Origin of the sequence: Paenibacillus sp. Soil787 (assembly GCF_001429545.1) — a bacterium.
Lineage (GTDB): Bacteria > Bacillota > Bacilli > Paenibacillales > NBRC-103111 > Paenibacillus_E.
The window spans coordinates 23045-37092 of record NZ_LMSP01000024.1 but is presented as its reverse complement, the minus strand read 5'-3'; the positions used below and the strand labels follow the sequence as shown (position 1 = coordinate 37092).

11 protein-coding genes and 1 pseudogene are annotated in these 14048 nt (G+C 47.0%); 5 read left to right on the top strand and 7 right to left on the bottom strand.

The window, feature by feature from the left end; genetic code table 11:
• Positions 1 to 4 precede the first annotated feature (4 nt).
• On the top strand, positions 5 to 463 hold the full coding sequence (locus tag ASG93_RS21790) for an acyl-CoA thioesterase (RefSeq protein WP_056835238.1): 459 nt from the start codon (positions 5 to 7) through the stop codon (positions 461 to 463).
• 60 nt (positions 464 to 523) lie between these two features.
• Complete coding sequence (locus ASG93_RS21785; RefSeq protein ID WP_056835262.1) at positions 524 to 1375, top strand: SDR family oxidoreductase; 852 nt, start codon at positions 524 to 526, stop codon at positions 1373 to 1375.
• Between the two features lie 663 nt (positions 1376 to 2038).
• On the opposite strand, the gene ASG93_RS21780 is transcribed toward ASG93_RS21785, so the two are convergent.
• On the bottom strand, positions 2039 to 3145 hold the full coding sequence (locus ASG93_RS21780) for a GGDEF domain-containing protein (protein WP_056835236.1): 1107 nt from the start codon (positions 3143 to 3145) through the stop codon (positions 2039 to 2041).
• Between the two features lie 153 nt (positions 3146 to 3298).
• Positions 3299 to 3406, bottom strand: a pseudogene (locus tag ASG93_RS35305) (carbohydrate ABC transporter permease); the annotation flags it as partial.
• A 168-nt stretch (positions 3407 to 3574) separates the two neighbouring features.
• Between ASG93_RS35305 and ASG93_RS21775 the strand changes: the two are divergent.
• From ASG93_RS21775 to ASG93_RS21765, 3 genes are all read left to right on the top strand, one after another.
• Positions 3575 to 4234, top strand: coding sequence for a transcriptional regulator (locus ASG93_RS21775; RefSeq protein WP_056835234.1), 660 nt, complete (start codon positions 3575 to 3577; stop codon positions 4232 to 4234).
• The gene (locus tag ASG93_RS21770) at positions 4231 to 5373 is read left to right on the top strand and encodes an alanine racemase (RefSeq protein ID WP_056835232.1); all 1143 of its coding nucleotides are present in this window, start codon (positions 4231 to 4233) and stop codon (positions 5371 to 5373) included. Before ASG93_RS21775 ends, ASG93_RS21770 begins: the two co-directional genes overlap by 4 nt.
• Positions 5374 to 5928: 555 nt before the next feature.
• Entirely contained in the window at positions 5929 to 6393 is a 465-nt protein-coding gene (locus tag ASG93_RS21765) for a RidA family protein (RefSeq protein ID WP_056835230.1), read from the top strand.
• A 941-nt stretch (positions 6394 to 7334) separates the two neighbouring features.
• On the opposite strand, the gene ASG93_RS21760 is transcribed toward ASG93_RS21765, so the two are convergent.
• The 5 genes from ASG93_RS21760 to ASG93_RS21740 form a co-directional block, all read right to left on the bottom strand.
• Positions 7335 to 9065 (bottom strand): methyl-accepting chemotaxis protein, encoded by a 1731-nt coding sequence (locus tag ASG93_RS21760; RefSeq protein ID WP_056835228.1) that lies wholly within the window; start codon positions 9063 to 9065, stop codon positions 7335 to 7337.
• Between the two features lie 92 nt (positions 9066 to 9157).
• The gene (mglC, locus tag ASG93_RS21755) at positions 9158 to 10189 is read right to left on the bottom strand and encodes a galactose/methyl galactoside ABC transporter permease MglC (RefSeq protein WP_056835225.1); all 1032 of its coding nucleotides are present in this window, start codon (positions 10187 to 10189) and stop codon (positions 9158 to 9160) included.
• Between the two features lie 18 nt (positions 10190 to 10207).
• The gene (locus tag ASG93_RS21750) at positions 10208 to 11725 is read right to left on the bottom strand and encodes a sugar ABC transporter ATP-binding protein (RefSeq protein ID WP_056835223.1); all 1518 of its coding nucleotides are present in this window, start codon (positions 11723 to 11725) and stop codon (positions 10208 to 10210) included.
• 154 nt (positions 11726 to 11879) lie between these two features.
• Complete coding sequence (locus ASG93_RS21745; RefSeq protein WP_056835221.1) at positions 11880 to 12953, bottom strand: galactose ABC transporter substrate-binding protein; 1074 nt, start codon at positions 12951 to 12953, stop codon at positions 11880 to 11882.
• A gap of 107 nt (positions 12954 to 13060) precedes the next feature.
• Positions 13061 to 14041 (bottom strand): substrate-binding domain-containing protein, encoded by a 981-nt coding sequence (locus ASG93_RS21740; RefSeq protein ID WP_056835219.1) that lies wholly within the window; start codon positions 14039 to 14041, stop codon positions 13061 to 13063.
• Between the last annotated feature and the right edge of the window lie 7 nt (positions 14042 to 14048).

Sequence of the window (14048 nt, the reverse complement as noted above, 5' to 3'; positions counted from 1 at the left end):
AGCCATGAGCAATTTCGAATTAGAGGGCTTCCGCTTTTATACACCAACGAAAGTTCGTTTCTGTGAAACCGATGCGAACGGACACTTGAGTCATCTTTCTTCCGTCATTTACATGGAGCAAGCCCGCTGTGAGTATATGAATGGTTTGGGGTTATTTTTTGCAAATGCGGATGGTAAGCTGGCTGATAAAACCTTCTTTCTCGTCAGCCAAAGCGTCGAATACAAGTCGCAAGCGCATTTTAACGATGAGCTCGATATTTATATGAAAGTGAGCCGGATCGGCACTTCATCGATTGAAACGCAGTATGCCATTGTTAAACGGGAGAATAAGCAGCTCGTGAGCTTCGCTGCCAGCACTGGCGTTTATGTCGATGTTCATACACAAAAAGGCACCCCGCTTCCCGAAGATTTAGCAAGCCGTATCGAGCAATTCGAAGCTTCGTTCCTAGGGCAGCGGCAATAGAGCAGCATTCACAGCATTAATTATTAGCAGCGTAAATTGACGATGGAGGGCGCGATGGATATGTTCGAAGCAACCTTGCTGAAAGATAAAGTCATTCTTATTACAGGTGGCGGTACCGGTTTGGGCCGGGCTATGGGCGAGAAATTTCTGACGTTAGGCGCTAAACTCGCGATTACCAGCCGACGCGAAGAAGTGTTAGCTAAAGCAGCAGCCGAAATGGGTATTGTTGGCAGGGAAGTCTTCTACAAAAGCTGTGACGTACGTGACCCGCTTCAAATTGCCGAGATGGTGGCCGCTGTGGAACAACACTATGGCCGCATTGATGTATTGCTTAATAATGCAGCAGGCAATTTCGCCAGCCCGACCGAACATTTATCTCCGCGCGCCGTGGATGCGGTGTTGAATATCGTCCTTCACGGGACGTTCTACACCACGTTAGAAGTAGGCAAAAGATGGATCGAGCAAGGCGTCGGCGGTACGATGCTGAACATCGTCACCTCTTACGCCTCCACCGGCTCGGCCTTCGTTGTACCGTCGGCTGCGGCCAAGGCCGGCGTGCTTGCGCTGACGCGCTCACTTGCCGTCGAGTGGGCGCGGCACGGCATCCGGCAAGTCGCGATCGCGCCGGGGCTCTTCCCGACCGACGGCGCGTGGAGCCGACTGGCTCCGACGCCTGAGCTGTCGGAGAAGCTGTTGAACCGCGTGCCGCTGCGTCGGGTCGGTGAGAAGGATGAGCTCGCGAACCTCGCGGCTTATCTGATTTCCGACTACGCCGCCTATATTAACGGCGAAGTGGTCACGATCGACGGCGGCGAATGGCTGCAGGGCGCCGGTCAGTTCAACGACCTGCTCGAGGTGACCGAGGAGCAGTGGGTCGGGCTTGCGGAGATGACGCGCAAGGGCAAGTCATGAGTGGTTTAATCATTACTCACTTGCGTAATGTTGTATTTCGTACAACATTACGCACGTTATTTCACGTTTTCCCCGCAAATGTTGCAAAAAATACAACATTTTTAGCCAAAAAGCACCTTTTTAGCATGAAAAAGGCTAAATTGTTGCACGTAATGCAACATCTTCTGCTTTTTAGGGAAGAAATCAAGTAAATTGTTGTACGAAGTACAACTTGCCTTCCTAATTTCCCTACCTGTTTACCTGCACCTGCACCTGTTTACCTGCATCAACCTACTTACTCTCCTCTCCTCACTTCGCTTCACTTCTCTCTTCTCCTAACTTCACTTCTCTTCTCTTCTCTTCTCTTCTCTTCTCTTCTCTTCTCTTCTCTTCTCTTCTCTTCTCTTCTCTTCTCTTCTCTTCCTTACCCCCTATTCACTCTACCATCTTACCCATTTATTGGCTTTTCACTCGCTTTCCTATTTCCCTATTAACCTTTACCACACCTCTACCACACCTCTACCTCTACCTCTACCTCTACTACTTCACCATCTCACTTATTAACCTTTTCCTATTTTCTATTTAAATGCTTTCCTACTTCAACCGACCAGCATATACTTGGGGATTTCAAGTGAAATATTTTGCAGGTTATTCTCACGGTCGCCTTAATCACGCAGGGGTCCTTTATGCTTCGTTCAAGCCGACAAGATTCGAACAAACCAAATTCCTACCGCAGGATTTGGCTTTATACAGCGCCTTATCTGCTTCTTCTTTGATATTATCATTGGTATCAGGGTACGTAGCAACGCCCACAGATACTGTAATCTGTATGATCTTCCCCTCATTAAGCAGAAAATCATTGTTTTTGACAGCCATTCTAATTCGCTCCCCAATGATTAAAGCATGTTTATGAGGACAATCGTATAACAAGATAGCGAACTCTTCCCCTCCTATACGTGAGACGATATCGAAAGATCGAGAGACATCTTTTAGCAATTTCCCCAATTGTTTTAACACGGTATCACCATTAGGATGACCGTAGGTATCGTTCACTTTTTTGAAATGGTCAATATCAATAATCATCAAAGTCAAGGCTTCGTTCTTATCCTTTGCTTCTAGGAGTAAAGAATTGAATGCCTCATCAAAAGTACGATGATTATTGAGCTCTGTCAGAAAATCAAACGTAGCTGCCTTTTCAATCATTTGGAAATGGGTTTTCGCTTTAATCAGAAATTGTATCAAATAAGCTGTGAAAATGCCGCCTAAAGTCATCATGATCAAGTATATGAGGGATGGAATCGTACCCTTTGTACCCAGATTGATATGAAAAATGATGATCGTAAAAAGGTTGTTAACCAATAGTGAATACGTCCACTTTTTCCAATAGCTCAGGTTTCTTGTACAAATCCACCCAAGCAGGATCGAAATTATAAGAGTGTTTGAAGCAGCGAACATGGTAGCAGGACTTAGCGTACCAAAAGCCAATAAACGCATAAGGGACATAATGATCCCAGTGATAACGGCAGAGTAAACGCCACCGAATAGCGCCGCTATCGTAATGGCCAGATGTCTAAAATCTAAAATCGTACCGTTCAGCTTAACCGTGAATTCCATTAGTACAATGCCTAATACGCCAGTTAAAACGCCTATATGAATTTTTGTATACAGAGTGGTAGGCGTACCTAAGTTCCAATCCTTATAAATCACTTGGCTGGCCAAAAACAAATAAGCCGTGACGATAGAGAAGTTGGCAATCAAAGCCTCTAATGTTTCAAAAGATACGTCATTCATGCTATCCACCCCCTATAATCGTAGCATAATTTTGTTAGCAAACTATGAGGACGAGCTTGTGGGATGTCATAAACACAAAGAAAAATCGTCACCCTTAGGACTCTTTTCGGAATCCAAGGATGGCGATTTATTGATATGTGAATCAGTGAAATGTTATCCTTTGACAGTGCCAGCCGTCATTCCCTTCATAATCTGCTCCTGGAACAGCAAGAACACGATGATGGTTGGCAGTACGGCAATGGCAAGTGCAGCCATCGTCGTCTCATGGGGAATCCCTCCTTCGGTCTTGCAATGATCATTTTCACATCGTACCATGCGCATCGCCAGAAAATCATACTTTTTTTTAGTTCAACAAACTTTTTGTTTGACATTCAAATGGTTTGTGTTACCATTTTTCTCAGAATAACCTTATAAAGGGAGATGACAGGCATGGAATCAATTCAAGATGAATTCGGGTTTTTGACCGAACTTGTGACAGGACTTGCCGCCCAATTCGGAGATAACTGTGAAGTCGTGCTGCATGACCTGACAGGTCCTTACGACAGCTCCATCGTCGCGATTGCGAATGGCCACATCACAGGACGCAAAGTCGGAGATCCCGGAACGAATCTGGGTCTGGAGCTGCTGCGGGGTAATCATGTAAACGGCAACAAGTTTAACTACTTAACGCAAACCAAAGATGGACGCATTCTGCGCTCCAGTTCGATGTATATGAAAAATAAAGCAGGCGCTATCATAGGCTCGCTGTGCATTAACTACGATATCACAGAGCTGATGATCGCAGAGAAAACGCTGCAAACGCTTATACGTCCTGGGGAACAAACAGAAGTAAAGGAATCGTTCGTTACGAGTGTAAGTGATCTGCTCGATGCCCTTATTCAAGAAGCACAAGAGCAAGTAGGCAAACCCGTGGCCGTTATGACCAAGGAAGATAAAATGCGCATGATTCAGCTTCTGGATGCCAAAGGTGCTTTTCTGATTAAAAAAGGCGGCGAGAAGATTTGCACGTATTTGAATATTTCAAAGTATACCCTATATAGCCACTTAGAAGAAGGCAAAAGTGCCGTGAAAGAGAGTGTGGAGGGATGATGAACACGTTGGAGAATTTGGAGACATTGGAAACAACAGAAACATTAGAGACACCTTGCCTGCTTATTGACGCAGAACGCATGGATCGTAACATTCAAGCTATGGCTGATATTATCAGCCAAAATCATGTGAAGCTGCGTCCGCATGCGAAGACGCATAAGCTCCCTTCCATTGCACTTCAACAAATTGCGGCTGGCGCTGTCGGTATCACGGTAGCGAAAGTGTCCGAAGCAGAGGTTATGGCAGCGGGTGGCGTTGCCAATATTTTCATCGCTTACCCGCTTGTAACCGTAAGCAAGATTGAAAGAGCTATTCACTTAAGCGAGCAAATCGAGCTGATCGTCGGTGTCGATAGCTTAGCAGGCGCACAGCAATTAGAAAAGTGCGCTAGCCGACTTGGCCATTCGCTGCAAGTCCGGCTAGAAATCGATACCGGCTTTCGCAGAACGGGCGTACTCTACGAGCAGGCCCCCGCGCTCGCCGCGGAGATCGCTCGCATGCCGCACTTGCGGCTGACCGGCATCTATACGTTTCGCGGCTCCCTGCTTGCAGGCAAGCCTACCCTCGACGTGGCTGCAGCCGGTCAAGAAGAAGGCACGCTGATGGTGCAGCTGGCCGAGCGTCTTAGAGCGCAGGGCATCGCTATCACGGACGTTAGCGTCGGATCCACACCGACGGCCGCTTCCGCCGCTGCGGTAGAAGGCGTGACGGAGGTCCGCCCAGGCACCTACGTGTACTACGACCTGATGCAAGCCCGCTTAGGCCTCTGCGGCATCGAAGACTGCGCTGGCAGCGTGCTTGTCACCATCGTTAGCCGCCCGTCGGCGGATCTCGCGATCATCGATGGCGGCAGCAAAACCTTCGCTACCGATGTGCAGCCGGATACAAACCCGCTTCAGCTGCGGGGCTTCGGACACATCCTGGATCTAGAAGACGCGCTTCTCGTACGCATGTCCGAAGAGCATGGCATGCTTGAACTTGGACCTCTCGCTCAAGCGGCCAACCTACAGGTAGGCGACAAGCTGCGTATTATTCCTAATCACATTTGCAGCACCGTCAATCTGCATAATCAGGTTATAATGCAGCGCGGCGATACGTACGAGCGCCTTCCGGTGCTTGCACGCGGTATGTTGGAGTAAAAATCAGGCAGCATTACTGCCGATTTAGAGATCGCCGATTCATTTACCCAATCTTGTTCTACATTTGGGTGTTTTAAGTTGAATCCATCGTCATTTATGCTCACTTGAGGCTGCCGGATGGATGAACGGAAGAATGGATGACTGAGTGAGTGAGTGAGTGAGTGAGTGAGTGAGTGAGTGGAGGAATGGATGACTGAATCCCTATTCGCGGAAGAATGATGTTGTAGAAAATGCAACAATTGCTGCCTAGATCCCGCCTTTTCCCCTTAGATGTTGCATCATGTACAACAATTGAGCGCTATACAGGTCATTTCGCGACAAATGAGTTCGAATTGTTGTACAAACTACAACTTCTACATGCCAAATGGCCTTTGGGAGTGGGAATTGTTGCAGAAAATACAACATTGGTTACTACGAATGATCACTTTCATGTACTAGTTGCTGAATGAGTTATAACCGAAAACTGGCGTCCATGGATTATGACTAAAGAGGCATAACGAATGAATCGGCAGTCTCGATTCGATTTCATCATCATTTGACTTGGAGGTCAACACGATGTCCCAAATTGAACAACGTCTACAAGAGCTAGGCATCACGCTTCCCCCAACCCCAGAACCGCGTTTCACCTATATTCCTTGCAATCAGACAGGGAATCTCATTTATTTATCCGGTCAGGATTGCCGTATTAACGGTGAACTTATGTATGAAGGGAAAGTTGGCCGCGAAGTCACCATCGAGCAAGGACAGGCGGCAGCCCGTCAAACCATTATCAATTGCTTGGCAGTTATGAAGGGCTATCTTGGGGACTTGGACCGTGTTGTTAAAATCGTGAAGATGCTCGGTTTCGTCAACAGCGCCCCGGGCTTTGGCGATCAGCCCTATGTCATCAACGGCGCTTCTGACTTGTTAGTGGCTGTGTTCGGTGAGCAGGGCAAGCATGCTCGCTCAGCGATTGGTACGAGCGATCTGCCTTTTCACACACCGGTGGAAATTGAACTTATTGTGGAAGTGCGAGACTAGTCTCGAGCACAAAAAAATAAGGACCCGAGGCGCTGCCTCAGGTCCTTGTTTTATACTTAAAGCTACTCAGACCCTTTATAACCAGTGTGCTCGCGGAACGTAGATGCCTTATTTTAGAACAAAATCACTTATTTCACGTTTTCGCGGAACGACGATCCGTTATTTCACGTTTTCGAGGCAAAAACCCGTTAAACGGCCAAATAGAGCACTCACATTCCGTTAGAATCAAATTGCAGCACACTTTGACCGAAATAGCGGATCGTCGTTCCTCACCAAACCCCGGTTAGTAGCTTATATATCCGAATTCGCTCATGATAACTAGTAACTTCGTCTTCACCAGATGTTGAGCAGGTTCTTCCATGTCTTGCAATCACCCAAAGATGATCCACCAACTCATTACAGGCTCAAAAGGAAAGTAGCCAAACAACTAGTGTTCACTAGGATTGAAGACATTCTTGACTATTTACCTGCCCTCGCACCCGACTTTTACCACCTTCTTCACAATGGAGCACGTCACTGATCTATGACAGCCCAATTCCGAGCCACCGGCACCAGCACCGACACCGACCCTTACCAGTTCCTGCCTAATGCCATCAATGTGCTCGGAACGTAGATACCTTATTCTCGAACAAAACGACTTATTTCGTGTTTTCGCGGAACAACGATCCGTTATTTCACGTTTTCGAGGCGAAAAACCCACTAAACGGCAAATTAGTGCACTCACGTTCCGTTAGAATCAAATTGCAGCACACTTTAACCAAAATAGCGGATCGTCGTTCCCCGCCAAACTCAGATTAGCAGCTTATACGCCCGAATTCGCTCATGATTGCTCATAGTAACTCGCTTATCCCACTCAACTGCGAAACTTCCCCTAATTTCGGACTTATATTCTTCAATTTAGGCCCGCGACACCGCTAACAGCTTCTTTGCTATTATACGCCTCACACACGGAATCTTCCGATTAAGGTTTGCAAATCAGCAGCCATGCTGTTCAGCACGGTCGCCGAGGAGAATATCTCCTCCATGCTCGCGTACTGACCCTCGATGTTGGAAGATACATTCCTTGCTCCCGCAGCAGTCTGTCCGGCGACTTCATCGATCGCGCGAATCACATCCACGGCTGCGCGTGTTTTCTCGGAAATAGCGGCCGAACTTCCCGCCACTTCCTCGATCTGCTTCGCAACTTCGTCCATCGCTTCGCGAATACGTTTGAAGGTATCCCGCGCTACGCCGACCACCTCAAGCCCCGTCTGCACCTCTCGGCTCCCAGCTTCGGTGGAACTGATAACCTCTCTTGTTTCATCCTGAATACTGGAAACAAGATGAGCGACCTCCTCTGCAGCTGCCCCCGTCTGCATGGATAACTTGCGGACCTCGTCGGCGACGACCGCAAAGCCTTTACCAGCGGCTCCGGCGCGTGACGCTTCAATGGAGGCATTGAGCGCGAGCATGTTCGTCTGCCGCGCAATCCCTGCAATCATCGCATTCGCATTGACGATCTGTTCAGACCGATGACCGAGCCTCTGTACCGATTCAGCAAGTTCCATCATCTTCTGATTGATCGCATTCATCTGCTTTATCGCTGTCTCGACAGCCGCATTGCCCTCCCCAGCCTCTTGCTGCGCGAGGAAAGACTGATGGCTAGCCGATTGCGTGACGCTTGCTATTTGAATAACGGCAGCTGACATTTCCTCCATGATGGAGACTCCCAAGTGTACACTGCGCACTTGCGCATCCGTCCCCATCGAAATGTCCTGAACCGTGTATGTTATGCGTTCCGAAGATTCGCTTACTTGTTCAGAATTGCTGCTAAGCGCTTCCGATGCAGCAGCGACGTGCTGGGCACTGCTCCCTACCTGGCTAATTAAGCTATGCAAATTGGCTTTCATTTGATTAAAAGCGGTAGCCAAATGACGTAATTCATCCCTATTTTTCACGTTGATATCAATAACCGTTAAATCGCATGCTGCGATTCGTTCAGCTGCTTGTACCATAGAACGTATGGGATTAACAATCATGCGGGACAGCAAGAGGCCGATGGCCAAGGCGAAAAGAAAGGCCGCTACACTGACCCAGATCAACGTCTGAACGGTCGATACAACCAGATCATGATTGCGGGCAGAAGCTTCCTCCTGGACTTTCCTTTCCAGCTCTTCAATCTTCGCGGCAGCCTGAGTCAATGTTTCCGTTGTCGGAATAGCCCACTGCATCGCTTCTGCTTTGGCTAGAGCCACATTCCCTTTGTCAGCGTATTCCGTCACTTTCTTCACTAAGCGAGCAAACGTCATATTCGAATCTGCCATAGATTGGATAGCACTCTGCTCATCCTCGTTCTTCGAAACCTCTCCCATCTTTGTAATGATTGAAGAAAGTGCTCCATTCATTTCCGTCAAAAGCTTCTCTTTATCCTTCGTAGGGTCTAAAACGTATCCGAACAACATGCTGTTCTGTATTTGCGTTTTCTCTTTGATCTCTGAAACATTACGAAGAATAGTAACATTATCATTCAGGAGCTTGGAATAAGAACCATCCACTTTATTCAAGTATGTATACGACATGCCGCTGGTTACTGCAACGAGTAAAGATACAATAATAAATGTGCCTACAATTTTACTTCTCAAAGAAACGGAAACTATTCGCTTACTCCAGCTAGCCGAATTACGATTTGCCATGACTATGTCCCCCTCAGACGTCAGAAATCGCTTTCATTTTATACAGGATAATAGGCTGTCGCTGATTCGCGACAGCCTGCTTCACATTATAATTATTTGGAATTCATGTATTTACGCATATCGAAGGCAACAGCCGCGACGATAATGACACCTTTAATAATTAACTGCCAGTAAGGACTAATTCCAATAAACGTCAAACCATAGTTGATAACGCTGAAAATTAACACCCCTGCAAGAACACCAGGTACAGTCCCGATACCACCGGAAGTGGATACGCCACCGACGACGCAAGCTGCGATCGCATCAAGCTCGTACATATTCCCGTAGTTATTCGTCGCGCCACCTGTTCTTGCTGCTTCCAGCACCCCTGCTAGACCATATAAAGCGCCAGCAAGCGAATAGATGTAGATTAGGTAACGGTTTACGTTAATACCTGAAACAACTGCTGCGTGAATGTTGCCGCCGATGGCGTACATATATTTCCCCAGCTTCGTTTTATTGAACACAATCCAAACGATGATAGCTACGACAATGGCAATAATGACAATGTAGGGAATGGAATAAGTCGAACCGGTTCCGATTGCGCCTGTACCCAGCTGACTGAAATCTGGTCTCAATCCGCCAATCGGCTGTGACTGATTCGGTTTCATATCAAAGTATAAGGAGTTAGCACCGTATACAGCTACCATCGTACCCAAAGTTGCGATGAACGGGGGAACCTTGAATCTTGCAACAATGATCCCATTGATCAGACCTACCAATAAACCGGCTGCAATGGCAAGAAGGATCGGCACGATCAATGGCAGCTCCGGCAAATTCGGGAAAAATCTTCTTCCATACTCCTGCGTTTGCAGCATGGAAGCGGAGATAACGGCAGTCAAGCCGACGATACGTCCTGTCGAAAGGTCCGTTCCCCCTGTGATCAAGATAAAAGCCGCACCCAAAGCGATAATGACGCGTGTGGATGACTGCAGTAAAATATCACGAAGGATATTTACGGATAAAAAACGTGGATCATAGATCGTGATACCGATAATTAACACGACTAGCACGATGTAAATTGCGTATTTGGTCACGAACCCACTAAGGTCTCTGGATTTCAATGTTTCTGTCTTCGTACTCATGGTTCTTGGCCCCCTCCATTATGCCATATGCTGTGCAGCAAGGCGCATGATCTCTTCTTCAGTTGCTTTATTTCCTTCAACAATGCCTGTAAGGCGTCCTTCACACATGACCATGATTCGGTCTGACATCCCTAACAGTTCGGGCATTTCAGAAGAGATCATGATAATACTTTTCCCCTGCTTCGCAAGGTCAGCGATGATGGAGTAAATTTCGAATTTGGCACCTACGTCAATTCCCCGTGTCGGTTCATCAAGCAGCAGCACGTCAGGTTCTGTTAGCAGCCATCTGGCAAGCAGCACCTTTTGTTGGTTACCGCCTGAAAGGTTCTTGATCAGCGCATGCATATTCGGCGTCTTAACCCGAAGCATTTCGATACTTCGTTCGACTTCTACTTTACGTTTAGCTTCGTTAATGAAGCCTAGCGGATTCATATATCTGCCCAAATTCGCAATCACAGTGTTCTCAAGAACGGATAATACGGGGAAAATACCCGTTACACGACGCTCTTCCGTGAGCAAAGCGATTTTCTGCTTAATGGCATCAATTGGCGATTTGAGCTTCACTTGCTTGCCATGCATGGAAATGCTGCCGGAAGCAACACCTCTCATCCCGAACAAAGCTTCAATCAACTCCGTCCGCTGTGCACCAACAAGACCACCGACTCCAAGAATCTCTCCCTTACGAAGATCAAAGGATACATTCTTAAATGATTTAGGAATGACTGAAGTGAGTCCTTCGACTTTCATTAATACACCGTTCGGCACATTGCTTCGCTCAGGGAAACGCTCCTTCAAATCACGTCCGACCATCTTCGAAATGATCATATCAGTCGTTAACTCCGACGATGCCCACGTACCAATCTTGGTACCGTCCCGCATGATTGTAACTTCATCTGAAATCTCGAGAATTTCTTCCATTTTATGTGAAATATAGATGATCGAAACGCCACGACTTCTCAGGTCGCGAATGATGCGAAACAACTGCTCGACTTCATTGCCCGTTAGTGAAGAAGTCGGCTCATCCATAACAATGACTTTCGAATTAAATGATACAGCCTTGGCAATTTCAATGGACTGCACCTTGGAAACAGATAATGTTCCAACCAGTGTATCCGGTTTAATATCCATCTGGAGCTGTTTGAACAAATTCTCTGTATCTTTGCGCATCTTCTTGTGATCCACTAATTTCAAAGGTCCAATCCCTTTTAGCGGAAATCTGCCAAGCCAGATATTCTCCATTACATTCCGATGAGGAACGGGATGCAGCTCTTGATGGATCATGGAAATGCCGTTTGCTAAAGCATCTTTCGAACTTTGAATGGAAACGACTTCGCCATTCAATTTGATTTCTCCACCATCCGGCTTATAAATACCGAACAAGCATTTCATCAGCGTCGATTTGCCCGCACCGTTCTCTCCCATCAGCGCATGCACGCTTCCTGGGCGAACTTTGAGGGTAACGCTATCCAGCGCTTTGACGCCGGGGAATTCTTTGGAGATTTGATTCATTTCCAATAAATAGTCATGTACAGTCATGGTAACTCCCCCTACAGCTCACGATAATCCCCACAAAGTGAAGCCTTTCTTCGAAGCCTGCGATTTCTCTTTACCTTTGCATGGGTTCCCAAATAAGGAAGGCAAGAGCGCCCGCGTAGTCAACCATCGCTGCTCTTGCCCGCTTCTATTCGGATTACTTCGCTTCGTTCATGTTATCTTTTGTAATCTTTTTGTAGGAAATCCATACATATTTACCGTCTGTTACATCGTAGCCTGTTGTTTCTTTGCTAGGTGTTTTGCCATTAGCAAGTGCTGTCGCTACATTCGTTGTTGCTGCACCTTGGTTTTTCGCATCATTCAGAACGGTTCCAAGCAACGTGCCATCGCTAAGCGCTTGAAGAGCAGGAGCTGTAGCATCTACGCCTACAACTGGTAAAAATTTACCATCTTTGAAGTAGCCTTTTGCTTTCAGAGCTTCGATAGCGCCAAGTGCCATATCATCGTTGTTCGCAAGAACAGCTTCGATTTTGCTTTCACTGGAAGCTAGGAATGCTGCCATTTTTTCTTGACCTTTAACGCGGTCCCACATAGCTGTATCTTCCGCTACTTTTTCTACACCTAGACCAGCATCTGTGATCGCTTGGATGGAGAACTTCGTGCGAAGCTCAGCATCTTGATGTCCTGGCTCGCCTTTCAGCATAACGTATTGGATTTTACCGTCTTTGTTTTTATCCGCTTCTGGGTGAGCTTTGAAGTAGTCAACCAGCAGTTGGCCTTCCATCGTACCGGATTGCTCTGCTTTAGCGCCTACGTAGTAAACTTTATCCCATTTCTTCATGTCGTCAGCAAGTGGCTCACGGTTCAAGAAAACAACTGGAACGTTTGCCGCTTTTGCTTTATCGATGATAACGCCTGCCGCTGTACGGTCAACTGCGTTAATCGCTAGCGCGTTTACTTTTTTCGTAATGAAAAGATCGACTTTATCATTTTGTGTTGGTTGTGAGTTCTGGCTGTCCACGATATCAACTGTTGCTTTATCTTTAGCTGCATCAGCGATCGCGGCACGAACACCAGACATGAATGTATCATCAAATTTGTAGATAGCTACACCAATTGTTGGTTTTTTAGCAGTGTCTGCTGCTTTTGGAGTTGCTGCTGCACCTGTAGTTGCCGCTGGAGCGGGTGTTGGTGTTGCTGTTTTAGTGCCACAGCCTGCTACGGTTGCAACCAAAGCGCCTGCTACTGCAAGAGTAATCAATTTTTTCAAGGTAAGACCCTCCCTAAAAGGTGTGTTGTTTATTTACATTCCCTACTATACTGGATCAAAACACCAAAACAAATGCAATATCCTCATGTGTTCTATCGAAATTCTCATCACTTTATAAACGGGAATAACAACTTCTGATTATCCGACCAGAACATATTACCCAGGTCAATGGCTTTAATCCCTGTATCCACGCGGCTGGGCACCTTCTTCCCTTTCAAAGCTTCAACTGCGTTCTTTACACCTAAATACCCGATACTGAATGGATTCTGAATGATCGTCGCTTGGATGACACCCTCTTGCAGCAGCTCCAGCTCTTCGGACGTGCTATCAAATGTGATGATTTTCACTTTATCCTGGAGGTCCATGCTTTGAATCGCATGCGCAACGCCAATGGACGAGATTTCATTCAGAGCAACAATCCCGTCTAACTGGGGATGCTTCTCCATCATGTTATGAGTTAGCTGCGCGGCAAGCTCATAGTCCGTAAGACTGTAAACCTTTTCAATCACCTTAACATCCGGGTATTTGGATAACTCCTCCAGAAGCCCTTTTTCCCGAAGCTCTGTATTGCGCTCTCCTTGCATAAAGCTAACGATAGCAATATCACCGCTTGTCCCAGCCAGCTTGATGAGCTGTTTGCCAGCCAATTGCCCCGCTTCATAATTATTAGCCCCGATAAAGCTTTTGGCTTTGCTTGTCTCCACTTCGGAGTCGATCGTGATGACAGGAATTCCCTGCATTGACGCATCATCCACAACCTTGGACAGTTGCTTATAACTGTTAGGAGCGAGCACAATGGCGTCCGGTCCGCTGCCGATCGATTGCTCCATTAAAGCGATTTGCCCCTTCACATCCGCTTCATCGCCTGGTGCACGGAAATCCAGCGTAACATCAAACTCCTTCGCTGCCACCTCGGCGCCGATCTTCACCGTTTTCCAGTAATCGCCATTTTGACTTCGGAGGACAATCTCCAAATGTTTCTTCTGCTCGGTTGGTATCGTCTCCGTTTGTTTGGAACAGGAGGACATGGGGATGACGGCTACCAGGACGGCAAATAGAAGAGATCTTACTTTCATTGTTTTATCCATGGCTTCT

Excerpts from the sequence above, each read along its gene's own strand:
- ASG93_RS21770 (WP_056835232.1), top strand. The coding sequence starts at position 4,231 with ATGATGAACACGTTGGAGAATTTGGAGACATTGGAAACAACAGAAACA.
- ASG93_RS21740 (WP_056835219.1), bottom strand. The coding sequence starts at position 14,041 with ATGGATAAAACAATGAAAGTAAGATCTCTTCTATTTGCCGTCCTGGTA.
- ASG93_RS21750 (WP_056835223.1), bottom strand. The coding sequence starts at position 11,725 with ATGACTGTACATGACTATTTATTGGAAATGAATCAAATCTCCAAAGAA.
- ASG93_RS21780 (WP_056835236.1), bottom strand. The coding sequence starts at position 3,145 with ATGAATGACGTATCTTTTGAAACATTAGAGGCTTTGATTGCCAACTTC.
- ASG93_RS21760 (WP_056835228.1), bottom strand. The coding sequence starts at position 9,065 with ATGGCAAATCGTAATTCGGCTAGCTGGAGTAAGCGAATAGTTTCCGTT.
- mglC (WP_056835225.1), bottom strand. The coding sequence starts at position 10,189 with ATGAGTACGAAGACAGAAACATTGAAATCCAGAGACCTTAGTGGGTTC.
- ASG93_RS21765 (WP_056835230.1), top strand. The coding sequence starts at position 5,929 with ATGTCCCAAATTGAACAACGTCTACAAGAGCTAGGCATCACGCTTCCC.
- ASG93_RS21785 (WP_056835262.1), top strand. The coding sequence starts at position 524 with ATGTTCGAAGCAACCTTGCTGAAAGATAAAGTCATTCTTATTACAGGT.
- ASG93_RS21790 (WP_056835238.1), top strand. The coding sequence starts at position 5 with ATGAGCAATTTCGAATTAGAGGGCTTCCGCTTTTATACACCAACGAAA.
- ASG93_RS21775 (WP_056835234.1), top strand. The coding sequence starts at position 3,575 with ATGGAATCAATTCAAGATGAATTCGGGTTTTTGACCGAACTTGTGACA.